Source organism: Legionella sp. PC1000 (assembly GCF_014109805.1).
Lineage (GTDB): Bacteria > Pseudomonadota > Gammaproteobacteria > Legionellales > Legionellaceae > Legionella > Legionella resiliens.
In genome coordinates this window covers 1,127,909-1,151,040 of the sequence record NZ_CP059400.1, presented here as the reverse complement: position 1 = coordinate 1,151,040, position 23,132 = coordinate 1,127,909, and the positions used below count along the sequence as shown (strand labels likewise).

Below are 23,132 nucleotides of genomic sequence, written 5' to 3'. Positions count from 1 at the left end.
ACGATTCGTTACATAACCAATTCCACTATTTTGTTTAGCTGATCCGAGAAATCAACTTGTGGATGTGTCGTTTCTACCGATGTCTTAGGTTTCGGCTCCAGCTGGGGAACAGGTTTCGCTTTTTGCATCATTTGAATAGTCGATAGTTGCTTCTCAAACTCCAAAAGCTCAGATGGGTTAGTAATCCGCATAACATACATTCCACCTTTTTTCTCTTCCTCATCAATTTTCTCATTGAGAAATGCAACTTGTTGTTTTAGCGACTCTACTTGGTCTCCTGTTTGTTGATATAATTTACCAAGCTGAGCAGCCAATACACTCTGTTTATTTTTAATATCCAGCCCCAATGCATCGCTCAAATCTCGTTCCGGTCTTCTGAGCAATTCATTAAAATCCAAACGCCAATCTTCCATATCTTCTGGAGTAAAGACATAGCTTGCTACATAAGAAGTAATACTACCCCAAGTAGTTTTTGGCTTCATTCCTTCAACTATCCGCTCATGCAAATCCCTAAATCCAATTCTTAACATGATATCCTGAATTTTATCGATTTCTTCTGCTTGTAAATCAGGAAACTTAAATGTTTTGATTAACTCTCTATCGAGAAAACTACTGCGGACTTTTTCAGAAAAAGAGCTTAAATCTTTAGGCATTTGATCTGCGACCCATTCTTTTAAAACCAGAATTTCATTGACCTGAACCTGAAATTGCTTAGGAAACTGCTCCGCATCCGGTTTAATTTTCGCTCCAAACTTAAGCAGAGGTAATTGCTCTTTTATCAATCGGTCCCACGTTAATAGTTGCTCATTAGCTTGGACTAGTCTTAATTCCAAAGCTTTTCGTTCTTCGATTAGCACGTGAGCGCGTGAATTATATTGTGTAAAATTATGGAATAAAGGATGTGAACCAGCACCTTCGATTACCAAATCAAAATAATCACTAAAGCCATTATGCCCTTCTTTGAGCTTGACCTCTTTGACATCAAATCCATTTAACCCATTAAGTTTTTCTTTAAGATGATCCGCTTTGCGTGTTAAAAACTTGCTTGTATTAAGTAATTCTTTATGGTCCTCGCTAAACCGTCCACAAAGATTGCGAACCTCTCCTCGCAGACGAATGACAAACTCTTGCAACTTAGAACCTTTTCTCGCCAACTCTTCTACTTTATTCGCGAGAAAGTAATGCATTTCATAAAAACCATAAATCGTGTTGTTTTCAGCTTGCATGACACTTAATGCGTTTTTAATCGCATTCCATTCCTTATTTTTTTGTAAACGAGGCTCTTCCTTCTCAACATTTTGAATTGAACAATCCAATTTTCCTTTCATCACTTCATACAGAGACTCTTCTTTACAATCATGTATGAAATCAGCATCCAGTTCATTTTCATTTGAACTCATCGCCACTAATCCATCCAGAGTAGCCAAAGTTTCTTTTATTAATGTATGTGTGTTCTTATGGAGGCCAAAAGAGAATATCCATAAACCCTCCAGCTGCGCTTCATGTTTTGTCAATACTTTATACAAATTCTTAATTGCAATTTGCCTATCAGGAAGTGTTTTAGCACCTTTTAAAATGTGAGTGGCATTCAATATGGCATCCGCAGCAACAGTAACAGCGGAACGCTCAAGGAAATATCCCAAGCCGCGATGTTCTTTCATTGCCCAAGATAGAGTACTTTCCAAATCGTCAACAATTTCTACTGCCACTTGATCCAAATAGATTGTTTTTAAATCCTGCAACTCGCTTGTTTCTTCAAGACCGGCTTGTTGATACACCCTTAACAGTTCTTGAATTATTGGTTGCAGGGCGTATTTTTCAGCAAATCGATCTTCAGGCAGATAATTCGTATAATCAACTAAAAGATCAACAAGAATATCTAAATTCGTTGCACGCTCAATTTGCTTAACCAATAATGATCGTGTGGTTTTATTTAAATAAGAATTATTTTTTATAATACGACTAATGTCTGCAGCAAATAATTTTACTTGACTTTTAACAAAAGCATTGCGATAGGCTTCTACATTACCATCAGCAAACCGCAGCATCGCTCCGTTTACTTCCAATCCAGATTCAACATAACGACGCGTCTTTTTCTTCTGAGCAAACATCTCTTTTTTGCTTTCATGTTCTGCCAATCGATGAAGCTGCAATTGCTCACTCAATGACACTCCTTCCAGGTAATGGCAACGCAACGCATTGACTGAGTCTTCTGCAATGAAAGGCATAACCTTTTCTTTAAGAAACACACGTTGCTGATCCCAAATCATATTTACAGCAATTTCATACACAGCTACAGCTTCATCCAGTGCTCCAGTTTGTAATTCTTTATTTGCATTACGATTACGACGCACATAAGGATTGGGATATTTTTTTTGGGGATCAGAATGTTCAAGACATTCAGTCCATTGTTCGCTCAAAGCAAGAGTTAAATCATCTCTTTGGGCCAATAACTCGGCATCCAATGTTCTCCATTCAGATTTTGGATAAACAAGATGCAAAAATTCTTTCCATTCCTGGAATTGCTGTAGAACAACTTGTTGTACACTAGAAATCGTTTGAATGTAATAACGCTCAACTGCAATGTCCTCATTTCGTTGTCTTTTTAGCTTTGCTAATTTAGCAAGCATGTTCTCCCGGCCTTCCTCGGACTGATAAAAACAAGATTGCGACAAAAATGCTCCATACTCTTCATAAATTACAATGTGCCTGCCTGGCTTATCCTCTCCTGCAATATGATTCATGATTTGCAGTGTGTCTTGAGGAGTATCCATTTCAGTCTGAATCGTCAAAAGCCCTCTAGAATGCTTTGTATCAAAAGAGGATTTTCGTCCGAGTGTTGAGGTAACAATAGTTATCGTATTGTCCTTACCAGACTGATTCTTTACCCAGTTTTCATGTAACTGGCCGGCATCTTTAAATGCGGCAATATTTTTTTCAGTAAACTGTGTTTTTAGTTTCCCTTCAAGGAATTCTACTTCATGGGCGTCTCGAGCAAGAATGACAATAGGCTGTCCATTTCTTGCTTGCTTGATAGCTTCATTAAGCGCGTGCAAATGAACTTCTTTATTTGCAGTTTCTTTTGCAGCTGCTTCTTTACGTTTATTTTTTTGATGAAGTGGTATTTGACACGCAACATTCATATCAAACTTGCTGCATTGTTCAACTAAACCATCTTGTCTTTCTAAAGCTCTAGAAATACTAACAATACGTCCTTGCTTTTTATAGTCATCAATGAGCTCTTTAGTTGAAACAGAATCAACAAAACGCATCTCTGGAGCAATAGCGAATTCCCAATCGGGGTATGCTTTTTGTAACCGAGCATGCAAAAATTGATGCTCCATAAAGGTTAAACCGCTTTGGTGCGTTTTTTGATTTATGGGAATAGCAAAATGCTGTGCTGTATCAGAAGGCGGAATAACAAAATCTTCGCCTTCAACGAAACGTTGAGCAGCTATAGCTGAATTAATCCATAAACTAAACTTATCCTTTGATAAGGCGTTTAACTGTGCCTTATGCAAACCTGTTGGCGCATACTCATATAAAAATTCTTTTAATTGGTCTATATCCTGATCCACGCTCCAACCGTTAGTCAAATGAAGAATTTTAAATTGTTGCTGATTAATAAATTCATTCACTAAGAAATAAATCCATGCATAAGGATTATTGTCGCTACCCTCATTACCCTCGGCTCTAATAGCAAGATTAAATAAAATCCTTTCATCTAATTCTGAAAAATCAGATCCATAAAGAATTAAATTACTTGATACACGATGACCAGCCTTGTAAGCGGTTAAGTTTTCATTCTCAGCTTTGGCCCGAGAACGATATAATGCCAAGTCACCTATAGTGGAATAGTTTATCCCGCCCACTTTATAGGTTCCTTTGGGAGCCCCTATCTCAATACTACTTGAAGCAATACCCAGAGAGGTAAAAAAATCTTTGGCATGATCTTTATAACTTTGAGCCATCAAATCACGGCTGGGAGCACACACATCAATGGTCCCGCCATCAGCATCAACCCATTGCATTACTGCAAATAATGCAGCTGCAATACTGTTCCTTTCCTCATTATCAATTTCCAACAACATATTGCTTTGCTGATTTTTTAATGACATTAAAATGGCAATAAGCTGTGTGGCGTCAACAAACTTTCCTGTAGCCCGGGAATATTGCTCCCGCAACACAGCAAGCAATCTTAATTGGGCTTTTAGCTTCTCATGAGCCTCAAGATCCGGTTTTCTAAGTGCAGCAATCAATGTATCTGATAATTCACGCAACTCAACGCGGCTGACTTTAGTTAAATTTTTATAGACTTTAATTTGTTTCGTCGTTGGATCATCGCCCACAACTAGAGTTAGAGGTTTATCTCTTCCTATCGCATTGATGTAGGTAACTTGTTGGGCTAAATCATATTGTTCCTGGCTACTTAAAGAAATTCCTGCAAAAATATCTTTAATGTTGGTAATGACTTGTTTCACTTGTGAGCTCTCAAATTGCTCATCAAGAACTTGTTCAGAGTCTTTTAGAACGATATCAAATGCATTTTTTTGCGAGGAACGCCCAGATTTTGGATCTTTATCAAATGCATCAACATAAGCCCTAAGATCCTGAACGTACCCATTTAATATTTTGATAAATGGCTCTATCTCGGGGTAAGGCGGATAATCAAATAATGTTGTAATTTCCTGTAGATATTGTTGATTTAATTCAAGCCCTGCCAGTACATCCAAGAGTTGATGAATATTTTCCTCAGTTGCACGCTCACCCAATATAAGCAATATTTTTGCCCAATTATTTAAGTCTGAATCTTCTGTGGCTTCCAATTTATCGACTGTGTTGTAAAAGCGAGTCAACTCAGCCTTGCTGCCTTTGGTACATGTTTTTATTAATAAAGTGAGTAATGGGACCAATGACTGTACTGAGGTTTTGGTCCGGGTAATAGAGGTGATTTTATCAATCACTTTTTGGAGTATTTCCGCATCAACATCTGGATCTGCTTTTTTTATAACATGAATTAGCGCATTGAATAAAGTTTCGGAATGTTTTGCGTCTGCATCCGTTAGGGGCTTCAATCCCATCATTCCTTTTAATGGAAATAAGGATTTCTGGGTTAAATTCTGAGTGAATGAATAACGTAATAAGTTTTCATACACCTCTTGTCCAAGATCTTCCCGGTATTTTGTTAGATAAGTAACCTCGCTCAAAGCATCACGTAACTGCTGCGCTGTATATTGTGGCGTTTCGTTTAATATTTTGCATAAAATAGCTAAGGGAGAGGCGACTAAACATGTTTTTCCTTGGCTCAAAGCATCCAGCAAATTCGTCATTTGCACTGCAGTTAAAAAAGACTTTTCAGGTGCTATGGACTTAATTCCATCAGTTAATAATGAAATACAACGGTGAAACTCAATGTTGTTTTGGTTTTTAATGCGCGTTAAGGAATTAATTAAGCCATTTACTACATCCAATTGCAGCCCATATGCCTGGAGTGATTCATCTATGGGTTGATCCGTATTTAATCCTTTAATTTGCTTCAATAGAAAATTATCAAAATCCTGATTTGTTTGTAATGGCTTTAAAGCGGCAATTAAGCTGGATTGAGCATTCGCCTTGATTTTAGATTTCAACACCGCCAAGTAGGATTTCTTTGTAAAAAATTCAGCCCCCAATGCTTGAGTCATTTGTATTTTTTCTTGAGGAAATCCGGATAAAGTCCAAGCAAACCATCTACTACCCAATAAATTTTTAACTTCCTGTTCTTCTTCAGCCAAGAACTCAAAGACTATTCTGGGGTTGATTGGTTGCTTTTTCAAATAATACAGTACCACTTGATGAGCATCCATCCAGGGTTGCAAATATCCTTTTAGTTTTTCTGGTAAATTCGCAAGCTTACTTTCGAGTTGCCATTCCTCATAACTTTGTCTCAGCACACTAAAAAGAGTAATCTCTGTTTCGTTAACTGCCTCTTTCCCTACTTTTAGATTCGGTAATTCAGCACGAACAATTTCAAGAATACCTGCTTTTTGATTTTCAACAATTGGCAGTGCACCTAATTTCTCTTCTGCCTTTGCCACCGAATCAACCGTTTTTATCAGTTGTTCCAGCGAAGGCAGTCGATAGGAAGCTTCTATATTAATCTCAGCGAGAATGGATAATAACTGTCCCCTACGTTCGGGCAGCATGTGATATACAGCTTGTGCCAGATTTTTTATTTTTGTCTCAAATTCACTATCTTCTTGCTCATTTCCGGTACCTTCTGGTATTTCATCGTCAAATAATGAAAAGAGTACCATGAACTGAGAAAGTGACTCGGGTTGATCGTGAAAAAGAGCAGGCAGAAATTGATTCAGTTTAGAAGGAGTAACCAAATGGTTTAACAAAGTTGGAAAAGAAAACTTCTGAATAGGAACCGTTTTTGTCTGCTCTATCGCAAAGCGTCTTTGATAATTATCAATAATTATTGATGCAGCATTGTTGTACTCTCCCATGAATTTCAAAGCAAGCGAACTCATCTCCAGGAAGTCTTGACGTGCTACATCTGGGACTTTTGCTTTTTGCATGGGCAATAAGATATCAATAAGCTGATGCAACTCATCTGCAGTGGGCATTGATTCCCAACGACATTGCTCCAGGGATCCCAAAAAAGCAAGAAGTACTGTCGACAACTGACTGTTTAAGTGTTCATCAAAGTCCTCGGTTATTGTAATGAATTGATTCAGCAAATTCTTAACCTGGGCATAGGGATCTTCGGTTTTAGAGCAAACCTGTTGTCCTGTAGCTATCAAAGCAACAATACTGAGTAATAATATTTTATTCTGCTTATTCAGCTTTTGATTGTTACTAATTTCATGTTCGATTTTTTGATATACATCCAGTGTAAATGCCCATTCCTGCTCTCCGATAAAACGATAAAACCGGGATATAACCTCCCCATATGAATCATCCAAACGCGTTAACCAAGCGAGCATTTCATTCGGCATCGCAGGGGCCGCATAATCAAGGGCCTCTTCATGGACGTTGGGCTTTAAATTCATGTGCCTTGATAATAACTTATACCTGTTATACCGACTGGCATAGTAAGCGCCATAAACATCAAAATCCAATCCATCGAGACACGTAAGTTGTTCTTCTGGATCACTGCTGTTGTTTATGATAAACAGTAAGCGATCTAATGCGGGCTTCATATGTCTAATATTTTTTAAAGCACAGGATAGAGGTAATTTCAGTTTCTTGTTTTCCAGCTGTCTCAGAAAATAATCATAAGCAGCAAATAACTCATTAAACTCGGTACGGGCACCTGCTGCTTTATGTTGCGCCACTAAAGAATTCCACCAGGCTCTCTGTTCACTATTTAATTCACTCAACTTTTTAAGGTTTGCAAAACCTTGAGTTGACATGAGCGCGAGATAATTTTCCGGTTTATCCAGAAACATTTCATTAAAATCTTTAAAAAGATTCTTTTCATGGAAGGTCTTAAGTTGTTGTAACAAAAGTAAAACACCATCGGCTCCAGTATGAATTAGCACTTGAGCCAGACCACGATAGTTGAGATCAGATAAGGGTAAAGTCTGTAATAATCTTTTTATCCGCTTCAATTTTAGCGCATCATTTTCTGTCAACTCTGACAGGAAAAAAACAACAGCTTCTTGACGACGTTCCGGCGTGCACTTTCTACTCAATAGATCACTAAACTCAGCTTTATAACGTTCCACATTTTCAGAATTTCTTTTCAAGAATTGGCGGTACGAGCCAACAATATTGCGGCCATTCGCTGGAGAAAGTTCAGGGACGAGCGTAAGAGGGGTTATTTGTTCGGGATGTTGATGTTCTGGCGCTTCACTAAAGCACAATACGTTTTTGCCATCCAGAGTTTGTTGTAAATAAAATCCTGCAGGTAAATTTTCAAAAAGCACGCCGTAAGAAAACTCAGGAAAATTTCGGATAATTTTCTCCATGGCAGCCACCTGCACATGGGTAATTTTCCTATCCAGTGCTTTAACTTGATTGGCCCCCTTACCTACCAGCCTATCCCAGATGGAAAGTAGCAGTTTATCTGATATGGCCAGTTGGCTGCCTGGATTCAATTGTTTTTTTAGAAAACTCAGCCACCTCTTACTATCTAAACTGGCACGATCAACTAATTCGCCCAAGTCTTCCGAGCGTATTTTTTCTGCTTCAACAACAGCACCGACAACAGGTTCCTCTTTTCGTTTTCTCAGAGTTGCCTTTTGGAATCGCGGTTGAGGGTGTTCCTGTTGGGATTGAATCTGATATTGCAATTGTAGACTAATGCTTGGGCCTTTTGTCCCCTCCATCCAATTCTTTTTTGTTTTGCGTATTGTATTGGCGGGGGGTTGAAAAGAAATGGGTAATCCAGGCAACTCCACCTGATGTTGGAATGCAAGAGAAAATTTTTGTCGTTTAGCCATTAGATAGACATTATCGAAAGGCAATTGATATTGCCCCTGCTGGGGAGAAAATTTGAATTTATAAAGTCTGGGACGCTCTGGTTTTAAAAGAAATTCAGTCAATTCATTGAATTCTTCCTGGAGTAATCCATCACACACCAAAGACAGAGTAACTTCTTCAGAAACCAACTTATCTTGCTCGAAGGTGGTTTCCAAATAGGTGAGAAAATCCTTGATATTATTAAAATTATCTTTGCCCACAGCGATTCTCATACAACCATGTCCCCCAAATAAATCCTAGAAAAAGGAATTGGGGCCGCAGCGAGCAAACCAAAGGTGCTGAAGATGTTGGATTTTTTTGAATTTTTTCGCGAAAGCAATAGCAATACTACGGTGAGTGAAAAAATTCAAAAAAATCCGGCAGATTCGGTACCTTTAGCTTGCGCAGTAGGCTTCAACTGCTTTTTTCTAGGATAATAATACTAAGACTTTATTATCCAAATAGTGCGCAAATATATCACATTTTTAATGAATAAAATATGAAAGATAGCTCATAGTGACTTGAAAATTTGATTAAAAAACCTCTAAAACGGCATTTAAAAGCTGCTGGGTATATGCTTCTTTAGGATTTTTAAAAAGGGATTCACAACTTCCAAATTCAACACCTACCCCATTCTTCATGACGAGCACTTCATCAGCAATATAGGAGACTACTCCCATATTATGAGTAATAAATAAATAAGAAATACCTGTTTCCTGCTGTAATTCCTTTAATAAATTGAGGATTTGTGCCTGCACAGAAACATCTAACGCACTGGTTGGTTCATCACAAATCAAAACATCCGGATCTGTGGCCAAAGCGCGCGCAATGCAAATTCGTTGTCTTTGGCCACCGGAAAATTGATGCGGATAACGCTGCAAACTATTACCAGGTAAGTTAACCTGATTTAACAACTCCTTTTGCCTTATGTTAATTATGGAACGTTTCATTCCTTGGGCATGCATGCCCTCGGCTATTATTTCTCCTACTGTCATTCGTGGATTCATAGATGAAAAAGGATCTTGGAAAATAATTTGAACTTTTTTTCTGTATTCCCTTAATGAACGTCCTTTTAATGCCAGCACATCGTTTTCTTTATAATGGATTTCGCCACCAGAAATAGGCAATAAACGCAACAGAGCACGACTGGCCGTAGTTTTTCCGCATCCTGACTCGCCTACTAAAGCTAAGGTTTTTCCTTGCTGCAAACGAAAGGAAAGGCCATCAACTGCTTTAAAAATAACTTTATTACGACTGAATATTCCTTTTTTCTGGATAAACCCAACAGATAAATTATTCACTGTGAGTATTGTTTTTGTTTCAGAAGATGCAATATTCCAGGCTATTTTATTTTTTTGTAAAGGAGGTAGTTCATCTAAATCAGGATATAAATGACATCGGACCAGTTGACTATTTTGTTCTTGTAATTGCGGCTCCTCTATGGGACAACGCTCAAATGCATACATACACCGTGGGTGAAAACGACATCCCGAAGGCATTTCTTCCAAAGAGGGTACAAATCCACGAATTACGGACAACCGTTCTTCACGTTTTGCGAAAGAAGGCACAGAAGCCAACAACTGCTGTACGTAGGGATGTTGCTTTACTCGTGAAAAAAAATCATCTACAGAAGATTGCGCCACTACTTGCCCTGCATACATCACACACACTCGGGATGCCATAGCCCTAAGCACTCCTAGATCATGCGTAATGAGCAGTAAACTCATTTGATGGTTTTTTTGTACTTTTTTGAGTAGTGCAAGGATTTGAGCCTGGATTGTAACATCCAAAGCTGTGGTGGGTTCATCAGCAACTAAAACATCAGGTTTACAAGCCAAAGCCATAGCAATGACGACGCGTTGTTTCTGTCCGCCGGACAATTGATGGGGGTATTGATGGATTTTAACTTCTGGCTGAGGCATTTCTACTTCAAGCAGTAAAGATAATAATGCCTCGTGCAATTCCTTCTTAGTAAAGGAGGCGTTACATTTTACCAAAGCTTCTGTTAACTGTTCTCCTATAGTCATCACCGGATTGAGTGCCGTCATTGGCTCTTGAAAAATCATTGCAATTTTGCGGCCTCTCAATTGCCGCATCATCTGTTCCGGTAAATCCAGAATGTCTTGTCCATCCATATGAATGACACTATCAATTCCATAAACACCGGACCTGGGTAATAAACGCATTAACGCCAAAGAAGTTAAGGATTTACCACAGCCTGACTCCCCCAATAAAACCAATGTTTCACCAGGATGTAAATTAAAACTGACCTCATCCAAAGCAGATACCGTTTTTTGGTGATTTTGAAAAGCTACGGATAATTGATGAATTTCAACACTATTTTTTTGCATATGTTTCTGTTTCGCTTGATGAAGCACCACATAATCCAGGAAAGCGGCTTTATTCATTTCCCAGATTAGGTTCTGTTCCCTTTACTACTATCTTGGCCAAACTACCCTGATTTTCTGCGTTCCGATGCTCACATACTCCATGTATGCTGCGCTTCGGTACTCAAAAATCAGACCATTTTTACTCAAGCTAGCGAAATGGAAACAGGACCTAGACGGCCCAAATCCAGGGTTCAGTTACGACGTTCCGATCTTCTTCCGCTTGCAGAGCAGGGGATCTTTATAATAGATTTACAAAAGGAATATTCGTCTTTGGTCTACTGTATCATAATATATGGTAAAATAAAGCTAACTTTTATTTGAGAAATACCCATGTCAGAAAACTATACTGCCCAAGCAATTGAAGTCTTAAGTGGACTGGAACCTGTTCAGCGGCGCCCCGGCATGTATACCGATACGACGCGCCCTAACCATCTGGCACAAGAGGTGGTTGATAACAGCGTGGATGAAGTATTGGCAGGCTTTGCAAGCAATATACGTGTCACACTTCATGAGGATGGTTCTATTGAAGTAGAAGATGATGGTCGCGGTATGCCAGTCGATTTACATCCACAATTAGGCTTAAGTGGTGTTGAAGTCATTATGACTCGCTTACATGCTGGAGGTAAATTTTCTGATAAAAATTACAGCTTTTCTGGTGGATTACATGGAGTCGGTGTTTCTGTAGTAAATGCCCTTTCTGAGCGTCTTGATGTCACAATTAAACGCAATGGAATTATTTATCAAATGTCTTTCGCCAATGGCGATAAATTGTGCGAATTAAATGAAGCCGGCCTTACTAAAAAAAGAGATACAGGTACAATTATCCGCTTTTGGCCCAATGCCAAGTATTTTGATACCACCCGTATTTCAGTAAAACATCTTACTCATGTGCTTAGAGCAAAAGCCGTGCTTTGCACTGGTTTGGCCATGACTTTTGTCAATAAGACAAGTAATGAAGAAATGCATTGGTGTTATGAGCAAGGACTTATTGATTATTTAAATCAATCATTACCCGATGGAGAGTACTTGCCTGAAGAACCCTTTACAGGCGAATTCAAAAGCGATGAAGCAACTGTTGACTGGGCTTTGGTTTGGTCTAATGGTGCAAACAGCAGTTTTAATGAAAGTTATGTGAATTTAATTCCAACTGTTCAGGGGGGTACTCACGTCAATGGTTTACGATCCGGTTTATTTGATGCCATGGCGGAATTTTGTGAACTAAGAAATCTACTGCCCCGAGGAGTAAAACTTACCGCAGATGATCTGTGGGAGCCCTGCCAGTATGTATTATCAGTTAAAATGAAAGAACCTCAATTCGCAGGCCAAACTAAAGAACGCTTAAGTTCCCGTCAAATTTCAGCCTTTGTCAGTAATGTGGTTAAAGATGCTTTTGCATTGTGGCTCAATCAACACCGCAACCAAGGTGAAGCGATTGCTTCTTTGGCAATTGACCGTGCACAAAAACGTTTAAGACAAGCAAAACAAGTAGCACGCAAGCGGGTAAGTCAAGGACCCGCTCTCCCAGGTAAATTGGCTGACTGCTTACTTACTGACTTAAGCCAAGCTGAATTATTTTTAGTAGAAGGCGATTCGGCAGGAGGCTCAGCAAAACAAGCACGTAATAAAGACTTTCAAGCAATTTTGCCCTTGCGCGGAAAAATTCTTAATTCCTGGGAAGTGGATTCATCACAAGTCTTGGCATCCCAGGAAATTCATGATATTTCCGTAGCCATTGGGGTAGATCCTGGTTCTTCTGATCTAAGTGGGCTTCGTTACGGTAAGATATGCATTCTCGCGGATGCAGACTCCGATGGAGCACACATTGCAACATTGATTTGTGCCTTATTTTTACGCCATTTTAAACCCCTGGTTCTATCAGGACATGTATTTGTTGCCATGCCCCCACTTTATCGAATTGATGCAGGCAAAGACGTTTATTATGCTCTGGATGATGAAGAGAAAAATCGCATCCTCAACCACTTGGCACAAACAACCCGAGCTAAAGCAAATGTTCAACGCTTCAAAGGCTTGGGTGAAATGAATCCTATCCAATTACGTGAAACAACCATGGATCCCAACACCAGACGCTTGATTCAATTAACCATGGATGATGAAGAAGGAGCTGAAGCAATTATGGATATGATGTTAAATAAAAAAAGAGCAAGCGACAGAAAAGTCTGGTTGGAGTCTAAAGGAAATTTAGCGGAAATTTAATTTTTCCTAGGCATAATTCCTATTAGTAGCCTTGGTGTCTGAGAAATCGGCAGCAAAGCAATACAAAAAGATATTAAAGTGCATAGGCCAATTTTTTGTTAAAGAACAAAGAATTTCAGGAAGAAAGCTTCTTTTGCTGTTATTAACTTTTCAATTTCTATGGTTGACTCAATAACCCCATGAGTCATTGTAATTTTCTTTTTATCTGCTACTATTTCGCCGCCTTAATAATCATTCATTACGCAGAGACTGCAAAATGCCCTTAACCACCCAAATCAGAACCTCCTCTAACCAACCAGTTAATTATAGGATTCATAAATTCTCAGGAGAGACATTACTTGGTCCACGCACAGAGGTGAGGGTTTTTGTAAATGGCAAAGAGATTGGTTATATGAAGTATTCTATCCAGGAAAATTGCCTTTATATCCATCGTATGGATAATTATACGATTAATTCTGATGCTCCATATAAATATGTTGGTTCTCTTTTGTTTGAATATGCCTTTCACAAGAGTATCCAAGCTGGTAAAGATGGTCGTATCGAGCTAGATGCTATTGATAATTCACCAGCCGCCTATTTTCATATGGGACTAAGGAAAAAAGGAACCGGGGCTATGTGGTTACACAAAAAAATATCTGAATATCAAATTACTAAATCACCCGCTATAAAACGTGAAATTGAAAAAGATTCTTTTTACCAGTCCTTAAAAATAGATGCTGAGACATTTACCAGGAAAAAGGGTTTAACATCACTTTCTTTTGAAGAGATATTGAAATATGGTGATTACAGTGCCCAGAATGATGAGTTTGCTAACAGAATTGCCAATGCTAAATCTTCCGGTAAAAAACTAACCAATTTGGACTCATTACAATGTTACATGCATGGCATCATGTATCTACCTCCTGAGATCATAGCCGCCAAAAAATTAGAACTATGCCAATTTAAGCCCATTGGGAGTAATACGTTTTTTAGCAAAGACTGTGCTCGCGCCAGAGTAAAAAACTCCACACTCATTGAACTGGTCAATAGCGGAAAACTCGACTCATCTAATGCCGTGGAAATTGATGCAAAACTATCAGACAATCCCAAACTTCAACCATTAGTCAACCTGCTCGTGTCACCTCGTGGCTTAAAAATGATGAAAAAAAACTACATCTCAGGTTGGTTTGCAATAATCTACTTTAATAAGAGTTCACTGGAGCATATTATATCCGCCAATGGTTTAAAGTTGTTTGAAAATAACTACATTAATTCCATGAGGCAATTAACTAATCTTCATCCTTCATACTATCCAAAATTGTTTAGTGATAGCGGATTGAAAGCCTTTGAAAGTGGAGAATTATTGATGTCTGAGGCAGGCTATTTAAAAGATGCCCAAGAAGAATTTTTAGATAATAGTCAATTTGAATTGTTACTTGAACGTGTTGCAGCAAAGGATAGTATTTTTTCACCCAGTTGCCAATAATTATTCATAACCACCTTTTCTCTAAGACTTTTACTTGTTTGAAATTAGGATTAAAACTCATTCTCAAATTGATTTTACAAACTGCATACTGCATAACAGATCCGCATAATATTTTGGGAAATACTATGCGATCATAAACCTCATGCAGTCAATAAACCACGCTCCAAACTCCCCTATATGAGCAATAAATAATAGCTACCACTTGAACAATGGGATTAAGTTAGAATAATCATCCGTCCATAAAAACTGCTCGTCACTGGTATTAAAGTGCCAATGAGTCCCTTTCATAATTTGAAAAGCCAGATTTTCATTAGAAGTCAAAAAAGCCCACTGAGAATCAAACTGACCTAATGACAGAAGGCCTTTATTATTTAAATAAAGCACTTTCAACGCCAAAGACCTACCAGCAGCATTGATCACAGCGAATAATTTCATATGCCGATTACTTAAATGAATCAATATGCCCCCGTCTTCGGTAATTTTTTGTTGATATAAAGTAAATGCTTCAAGAGTTAATAAATGTACAGGAATTGCATCTGAGCTAAAGGCATCAATGACTAATAAGTTTTGGGAATGAGCCGGTAATTGTTCTACAGCCAATCGTCCATCATTTTTTATAATGGAGACACGTGGCGCACAATTATGTAAGTAAGTAAATAATTGGGGATTTTTTGCGAGATCAATGACCTGATTATCAATCTCAATTACTTTAATCTGATCTTCTTTTCGAAATTGACAGATCATAGTACCAATACCTAAGCCTATAATTGTTACGGATAAAGAACTCCATTTTTGTTGCATGGCATCCACCAGGGGTTTAACCGCTCCATAATAGGAAGTCAGTCCAGTAGGTTTTTTCTCTCCTGAAGCCTGCAATCCATGCACTGTAGACTGATTGATCAGGACATGTGTTCCCTGTTTATTTATTACTTTTTTTACCCCATAAAAATTGCGTACCTGGATTAAAATTGAGTCATTTTGCAAGAGTGGTGAAAAAATAAACCCAAATAAAATGAATAACGATAAAATCAAACTGGTTTTACTTTCTTGCCAGATAACGATAACAATTAATGCCAAAATAGCGCAGATCTGAAAGGATGAAAAACCTCCAGGCCAATAAATACCGCGAAGAGTGTAATGAAGAAGCATAAGAGCCAGGACAACTACAGGAACCCACCAGCCATACTTTCTTGGGACTTGAGGTAAAGCAAAAAGACTTAGGAGGATTGCCAAAGGATATTCATAAATCTGGTTGAACCAACGGGGTGCTAAAATTCCATTGAACACCCCCGCCAGTACCCCCCCAAGAGCCAAACAAAAATAAAATAAAGTAAGGGACTGGGGTTTAGGCCTGCTGAAAAATAACTGACTATGGCAAAGCAATGCTAATCCGAAGAAACTCAACAAATGAAACAAGATACCTTGCCAAGCCTTTATTTGTCCTGCATTTAAAATAAAGCCAATAATTGGAAAAATGAGAAAAAATACACTATTTCGTGCTATCCAGGGAAATGAAATTAGGGGTTTGTTAGTAAACACAAGCACAAAAGTAAGCAGATACAAAGCCAAAGGCAATACCCAAAATAAAGGGGTTGCTGCGATATCTGTAGTAATATACAAAGTCACTCCCAGCATTAAACTGCATGGAACAAAACTAAAAAAAATCCAATACAGTATTTTCTGCCAAGACCAGACTGCAGCGAATTCATTTTGTTTTTCAAGCGGCTGATAACGATTAGCAATGAGAATAAAAAACAACAGAACTACATAGACTACATAACCTATGTTCCATAAATAAAATTGATTTTTTAACCCTATAAAACGTTCTATTACCCAAGGATAAAGTAATAAAGACAAGAGACTACCCAAATTAGAAGCAGCATATAAAAAGTAAGGATCTGTGGCGCCTTTTTCTTTAGTCTGGCTGTACGCAAACTGCAATAAAGGTGCTGAAGCACCAATAACAAGTAAGGGCAATCCCAATTGGGTGAATAAATTAGATAAAATGCTCCATTCAGGAGATTCATGAAGGATCAAGGGTTGAAATACAAGCGGTAAAGTAATAAAACTCAAAAAAACAAATGCGGCGTGCATCATTCGCCATACACTTGGTTTATTAAAAAAACCAAGCACCACGGCATATCCATAAGCAATCAGCAATACAACCTGAAAAAAAAGCATGCATACGGTCCAAACTGCCGGTGTTCCACCATAAACAGGTAATAAAGATTTAGCAACCATAGGTTGAATGCTAAATAAAAGAATGGCGCTTAAGAACAAACTAATAGGAAATAAAAAACGCACTAAGCATCCTTGGCTAGAAAACTCCACCTATAAAAATCCATTGTAAGATTACCAAAACGGTTATTCAACTTATTGTGGCAAGGTCTGTTAAAAGATGTAAGCAAAGGTTATATTTACCGTTATTTTCCATTATTTTCGGGAGTAGCTATGGATGGTTTTCCTAATGTAAGTGTAAATAGTTATGAACAAATAAGAGATACTATCAAAACGGGAGATCTCCTATTTGCTTCGGGAAACTCCTTAATGTCTACTATGATTAAAGGGGCAACAAACAGCGTGTGGAGTCATGTCGCATTTATTGTGCGCCTGGAATCCATTGATCGAATCATGATTATGGAAAGTGTTGAAACCCTTGGGGTACGTACAGTGCCCTTAAGCAGTTATGTACGTAATTATAATGGAAGCGGTCAGGGATATCCTGGAAGGTTAATGCTGGCTCGTCATCAGGATTTCCCTACAGACTCTCTTGCAAATCTCTCAAAACAAGCAGTTGATTTACTTGGATATCCTTATGATACTGAGGAAATACTCAAAATTGCTGCGCGAATAGGAATGAGTGCTTTTGGTTTTGACAAAACAAGTCCCGAGGTTATCTCACAACATGCATTCATTTGTTCTGAATATGTCTTCATTTGTTATAAATCCATTGGTATTACAATAAACTACAATCCAAAAGGCTTTATTGCACCGGCAGATTTTGCGAGTTCACCCAAAGTGAAACCCATGTCGTATATTGTATCGTAACCGCTCACACTATTGAAATAATTAGCAAGTAGATTGGATCAAAATGATCTGAGTGATCGTCAGTTTTGAGAAACCCCCACTAAATTTTTCGCCTACCTACCGCGCTTAATTTCTTCGTCTACGTACCGCGCTTTATGCGCGGTATCCAGGGGATCTTGCTCTAGAAATGCTCAGCGGCATCTTAAAATATCGTTCTGGATACCGCGCATAAAGCGCGGTACGTAGGAAAGCAGTACGTAGAGAAACTTAAGTGGTACATAATAAATTTAAAAAACTGACGATCGTTCAGGCATAAAACACGGTATGTAGGCGAAAAAATTAGTGGATGTTTCTTATCAAAAAACTGACGATACCTCAGGTCAAAATGACCCAATCTTGCAACTCTCCAAGGAAGACTAAAAGCCAAAGCGCGCACAGCGAATGTAAATTAAAAAAGAACACAGCTGAGAGTGTCATTCCCGCGTAGGCGAGAATCTATCCATCATATTAATTCATTACTTTGTTTGTGAGATGGATTCCCGCCTGCGCGGGAATGACTGGGATTTAGATCAAAATGTATTGTTACTATTAATATTGATTATTAGAAATTCTTGTGTATAAAAAAATGCAAGACAGTTGCACACCATTTATCAATAAGCGAGAACAGAGTTACATTGTATCATTACACTGATCTATCTTGATTCATTCTTATTGGATGACTCGCCAATTCGTTTAAAATCTTTTTCGCCAAAAATGGCCGAGCTAAATAGATAATATTTAAATTCCAACAAATTATTGCTGGGATCTTTCAAAAAAAAGGATAGATGTTCAATTCGACTTCCACTAAATCGTGTTTTCAATGGAATTTCAAAAGAAACCTGCTCCCTTTTAATTTTTGTCAAAAAAGCCTCAAACTCATGTCGCTCGAGAAAAATTAAGCCGAAATGTCTTGGGTAAATACCTTCTTGTGAAGGAAGGATGGTATCCACTTTATGTGCCACAATTTGATGATTGTCGAATTCTAAAATCAGTGCATGCTCCGATTCACGTCCTAATGAAAAACCCAATTTATGGTGATAGAAATCTTTTGCGAGAGCAAGATCATGCACTGGGAATGCGAGATGAAATAAAGTATTCATGAATTTAATTTCTTAATCGTTTTTTGTTTTTTCCATATTCCATTCTTCTGAGCCATACATACTCCTTGTATTGGTCTATTCTATAAGAATAGCAAAAGCAGGCACGCTGGAGATATAAAATTTATATTAATTAAGAAATAAGTATGTAAGAATATTTACTTTATTTAATCCAATTTCAATATAAAATGCTTTTAAACACTATTTTTGATTATATTATTCATATTGATGTTTATCTAAATGCCATTGTTTCAAACTATGGATTTTGGACTTATTTGCTTTTATTTGCAGTGATTTTCTGCGAAACCGGACTTGTTGTGACCCCTTTTTTACCGGGAGACTCGTTACTTTTTGCTGCAGGCAGTATCGCAGCGCAACCTGGGAACCCATTAAATATTTCAATTTTGTTGCTGCTGCTTTTTCTTGCCTCAGTTTTGGGAAATCAAATCAATTTCTTGATTGGTCGTTTACTAGGTCCTCGTATTTTTTCTACCGATAAATCCTGGCTGCTTAATAGAAAACACTTAGAGGAAACCCATGCATTTTATGAAAAACATGGAGGTAAAACGATAATTTTTGCACGTTTTCTTCCAATCATACGTACTTTTGCACCTTTTGTTGCAGGTATAGGGACAATGCGAATTGTTCATTTCTCATTATACAATTTGATTAGTGCCTTAATATGGATCGTCAGCTTGTTGAGCTTAGGTTATTTTCTCGGCTCCATTCCATTAGTCAAAGAAAATTTCACTGTAGTAATTTACGGGATCATTTTTATTTCAATATTACCCCCCCTTCTTGCTTTATTAAGTCGAAAACGAGCCTACTCAGATGAATAAATGCCGCCTTACTTCATAAGGTATTTGTGACTCTTAGTAGAACGTCAGATTTGCGCTGAGGTTGAACGAACAAAATATGGCGTTCCAGCGTGGACGCTTACAAAGAAATTACCAGTTCATCAGGAATTAACTCCTCTTGAAACTCCTCTAAAAGTACTGAATAATTTTTAGAAACATATTTTAAATCTTTTTTATGATGCGGGTCATTTGCAGCTAATAACCCTTGTAATAACATAGTCCTGAATGAATGAGGATGAGTATTGCCGTTTTTACTATCTTCTAGAAAATCCATTAACATATTCTTGGCCTGCTCAAGGTCTTCAACTAAGGAAAGCTGTTCATCAAACTTACTGGCTCTTGTCCTCCCGGATGCGCCATGTCTGTGAAAAAGTGAAAAAATAATTCCATCACTATAGGTACAATATGCTATTACTGCTCGATGGACTATATGAATTAATCGATTTAATTCTTTTTGATCTTCCTTTGAACTCATTGACGTTAAAGGTATCTCATCACTGTGATTAAAAAGAGTTTGGTTATAAATAGAGTATTGAGGCTGTCTCTTCATTACTTGAGGTTGAGTTTTCTTTTGCGTACCTACTTCTGTTTTTTGGAAATTTTGATCTTGGATAGGTGATTTTTTTGTAACAGTATCTTTTTTAAGTGGCTTAGGTTCTGTTTCTAACTCAATTATTTTCTTACTGCTTAAACCGGGTAGCGAACTGACCTCAAGGAGTTTAGTGGGCTTTGCTAAAGCTTTTGACATTTTTTTAACTATTGTCGCTTTTGTAGTCCAATGGATGTTACTCTCGTTATATAAGGTAATCACAGGGTAAGAAGGTTTATCACGTCCATTCACCTTACCGACTACATGGAGATTTACATGAAGTTGATCTGCAATTTCTTTCAAGTCATAATGAGTTGCCCATCTTCCTTTTTCTTTAATCTTTTCAACGCCTTTTAAAATAACTGAATCCGGATTTGCTTTCCTGTCCACTACTACGTCTTTTAGTAATGCCTCTTTGACATGAGTATTTTGTATTCTTTTTGCTTCCTTCTCGCTTTTATCTGTTATCAGTGGTACTAGCGATTGAGCAGTTTCTATTGCCAACTCCTGGACTTCACGAGAAAAAGCTAATTCGTTAAACTGGCTTATCTTGGCAAGTGAATCGCCTTTTCCTAAGAAAAAATCTACCAATTCCATGAACTTACAAAATATTGGAGTGGCTTCAATATTGGCTCGCCCATCTTTTAATACGGCTTCTGTTATTATTCTGTTAATGGGTTCGTCTTTATAGATATTACAGGCAATAGTTCGTAAAGACATTTGTAACTTGAACAGGAGCTCTTGGAGTTCTTTCCTATAATTTCCACGTGAATGATATAATTCATTTAAATCAATGCCAAGAATCTCTTGAAAACTGATGTGATAACGACTTTGGATCTTCCATTGATCATAAGTTTTGCTTGTTCCGGTAAGTGCATGCTCTTTTTGAATAATATCGATTAAACCTATAGCAAAAGCATAAAATCCGCAATCACCACCACCTGGATTATCGATTATCCTTTCTTGCACTTCCACAGTAAGAGTATCATCGGAGACTTCGGAGCTCGGATAAGTCATGGATGGTCCCTTGTCCATTTCAATTTTGGTTCCAGACATTGATATGCTCCCCGGTTGCACTTTATAGAATTTGACCTCTTCGGAAACTCTACTGTAGCGACGTCTTGCTTCGTCGATACGGTGCTCGAATCCTCATGTACTTGCTTGCGTGTACACTCCAGTTTTGCGACGCTCCATGTCTCCTCGCAACTCCCCTCTCCAGCGAGTTTCCAAAGAGGTCTAAAACAAAAATGTTCACATATTATGCTACGAGAGAATTTAACTCGCAATAGGAAGTATTTATTTGAAAAAAGCAACTAATCGGCAATCAATAATTGCGATAGCATACCATTTTGAATCCAACCTTTGAGAAAAGAAGCAGCCTTCATCCCCACCTCTTCCGGCTTTATCCACTGACAAAGCCCTTCGCAAAGTGCACCAAAAGACAGTCTTTGTGTTAAGTTGTCTAAAGCCCAACCTTCTTCATCAGACAAGCTATAAAATTGAATTATATATTCTGGTGAGCGCCATAAAACCCAGGATGTAGGTATTGAGTTTTGTTGCAATTCCGGAAGCTCTCGTTCGTGAGTTAAAGCCTGCCAAAGAGGAATTGTATTTCCCAAATAATTGGCTCGCTGCAGTGATGGGTGGAGAACAAATTGAAGATTGGGCCAAGCCTCAGGTGGAATAACTGCCATATCCTCAACTCGTACTATCTGTTCATCAGCAGCATCAAATGCCAAACCCATTTTCCACTCAAAATCAGCAAGCTCATATAAATACGGATATTGTGGATAATTATGTTTAATGAAATCTGGTAATAAATCACCAAACCAACGAATGGATCGATAATAAGAAGGATGAGCATCAAGGTAATAAGTTGCTAACTTATTAAATTCTTCAGTTCCTAAATAAGCATACAACGCCGGGAAATTAGTACTCAAACTTTCAATAAGCCGAAGTTTATAAGCATCACGATAAATGCCTAAACGAATATCCACTGATACCAAATCGGTTTGTACTATAGATCCATGAATCGCAGCGTGCCCTGATAATAAAAATTTTTGAAACTGATCTTGTAACTGAGAAAGCGTGATCATACAAATACCTCTTCAACCAATATTGATTCCGCAATTCGCCGTGCGCGATTGATTTCTGCGAGCAACTCTGAGAAAGGAGGCATATTGTCATCCCGTTCAATCATAGATGATATTGGTCCCAAACGTTGTAATGCTGCAGCGTAAAGATCCCAAACAGGTTGAATTACTGGTGCATCATGCGTATCAATAATGTAATTTCCATGATTTGAATGACCAGCTAAATGAATTTGGGCTACACGCTCAGCGGGCATGGCCATAATATAATCTATAGGATTAAACTGATGATTTACAGAACTCACATAAATATTATTTATGTCTAATAAAATATAACAATCCGCTTGTTTTACAATTTCCTGGATAAACTCCCATTCAGTCATTTCAGATTGTTTGTAAGTAAGATAACTGGAAACATTTTCAATTAAAATGGGACGTCCTAAAAAATCCTGTACTTGCTGAATTCGTGATGCAATGTGGTTTACAGTTTCACGTGTATAGGGAACGGGTAACAAATCATGGGCATTAATGCCGTTAACCCCAGTCCAGCATAAATGATCAGAAACCCATACTGGCTCGACACGAGCGACCAAAGCGTTTAACTGATTTAAATAGTCTCGATCTAGAGCATCTGTGCTTCCTAATGAAAGAGACACCCCATGCATCACTACAGGATAGTGGGCTCGTATTTGATCAAGATAATAAAGTGGTTTGCCGCCTGGAACCATGTAATTTTCGGTGAGTATCTCCAACCAATCCAAGTTGGGTTTTTGTTCTAAGATTTCTTCATAATAATCAGGTCGTAATCCCAATCCAAAACCTAAAAAAGGCATTTTTTCAGTTACTTTATACTTTGGGATATCCATATTCAGTCCGGGGAAAAATGTGAAACCAGGCATGCAAACATGCCTGG

General features: G+C 38.1%; 11 protein-coding genes. 4 read left to right on the top strand and 7 right to left on the bottom strand.

Translation table 11 applies throughout. The annotated features are described in order from the left end of the window. Positions 1-8: 8 nt before the first annotated feature. Both FOLKNPGA_RS05010 and FOLKNPGA_RS05005 read right to left on the bottom strand, forming a co-directional pair. Complete coding sequence (locus tag FOLKNPGA_RS05010; RefSeq protein ID WP_182351957.1) at positions 9-8,684, bottom strand: hypothetical protein; 8,676 nt, start codon at positions 8,682-8,684, stop codon at positions 9-11. A 300-nt stretch (positions 8,685-8,984) separates the two neighbouring features. Then, complete coding sequence (locus FOLKNPGA_RS05005) at positions 8,985-10,802, bottom strand: ABC transporter ATP-binding protein (protein ID WP_182352764.1); 1,818 nt, start codon at positions 10,800-10,802, stop codon at positions 8,985-8,987. Positions 10,803-11,171: 369 nt separating this feature from the next. Between FOLKNPGA_RS05005 and parE the strand changes: the two genes are divergently transcribed. Both parE and FOLKNPGA_RS04995 read left to right on the top strand, forming a co-directional pair. Then, positions 11,172-13,055 carry a DNA topoisomerase IV subunit B gene (gene parE, locus FOLKNPGA_RS05000; RefSeq protein ID WP_182351956.1) on the top strand — a complete coding sequence of 628 codons (1,884 nt, stop codon included), beginning with the start codon at positions 11,172-11,174 and terminating at the stop codon, positions 13,053-13,055. Positions 13,056-13,446: 391 nt separating this feature from the next. Beyond that, positions 13,447-14,520, top strand: a complete 1,074-nt coding sequence (locus FOLKNPGA_RS04995; RefSeq protein ID WP_182351955.1) for a hypothetical protein — start codon at positions 13,447-13,449, stop codon at positions 14,518-14,520. Positions 14,521-14,715: 195 nt separating this feature from the next. Here FOLKNPGA_RS04995 and FOLKNPGA_RS04990 read toward each other — a convergent pair whose 3' ends face one another. Then, the gene (locus tag FOLKNPGA_RS04990; RefSeq protein ID WP_182351954.1) at positions 14,716-16,824 is read right to left on the bottom strand and encodes a spermidine synthase; all 2,109 of its coding nucleotides are present in this window, start codon (positions 16,822-16,824) and stop codon (positions 14,716-14,718) included. Between the two features lie 147 nt (positions 16,825-16,971). On the opposite strand from FOLKNPGA_RS04990, the gene FOLKNPGA_RS04985 reads away from it, so the two are divergent. Continuing rightward, positions 16,972-17,568 carry a YiiX/YebB-like N1pC/P60 family cysteine hydrolase gene (locus tag FOLKNPGA_RS04985; protein WP_182351953.1) on the top strand — a complete coding sequence of 199 codons (597 nt, stop codon included), beginning with the start codon at positions 16,972-16,974 and terminating at the stop codon, positions 17,566-17,568. A 671-nt stretch (positions 17,569-18,239) separates the two neighbouring features. Here FOLKNPGA_RS04985 and FOLKNPGA_RS04980 read toward each other — a convergent pair. Further along, positions 18,240-18,686: a VOC family protein gene (locus FOLKNPGA_RS04980; RefSeq protein ID WP_182351952.1), complete on the bottom strand. Its 447-nt coding sequence runs from the start codon at positions 18,684-18,686 to the stop codon at positions 18,240-18,242. Positions 18,687-18,871: 185 nt separating this feature from the next. Here FOLKNPGA_RS04980 and FOLKNPGA_RS04975 point away from each other — a divergent pair, with 185 nt between their 5' ends. Continuing rightward, entirely contained in the window at positions 18,872-19,522 is a 651-nt protein-coding gene (locus FOLKNPGA_RS04975; RefSeq protein WP_182351951.1) for a DedA family protein, read from the top strand. Between the two features lie 97 nt (positions 19,523-19,619). Here FOLKNPGA_RS04975 and FOLKNPGA_RS04970 read toward each other — a convergent pair whose 3' ends face one another. From FOLKNPGA_RS04970 to FOLKNPGA_RS04960, 3 genes are all read right to left on the bottom strand, one after another. Further along, entirely contained in the window at positions 19,620-21,185 is a 1,566-nt protein-coding gene (locus tag FOLKNPGA_RS04970; RefSeq protein ID WP_182351950.1) for a hypothetical protein, read from the bottom strand. 257 nt (positions 21,186-21,442) lie between these two features. Then, complete coding sequence (locus FOLKNPGA_RS04965) at positions 21,443-22,225, bottom strand: DUF2063 domain-containing protein (protein WP_182351949.1); 783 nt, start codon at positions 22,223-22,225, stop codon at positions 21,443-21,445. After that, on the bottom strand, positions 22,222-23,085 hold the full coding sequence (locus tag FOLKNPGA_RS04960; RefSeq protein ID WP_182352763.1) for a DUF692 domain-containing protein: 864 nt from the start codon (positions 23,083-23,085) through the stop codon (positions 22,222-22,224). Before FOLKNPGA_RS04960 ends, FOLKNPGA_RS04965 begins: the two co-directional genes overlap by 4 nt. Between the last annotated feature and the right edge of the window lie 47 nt (positions 23,086-23,132).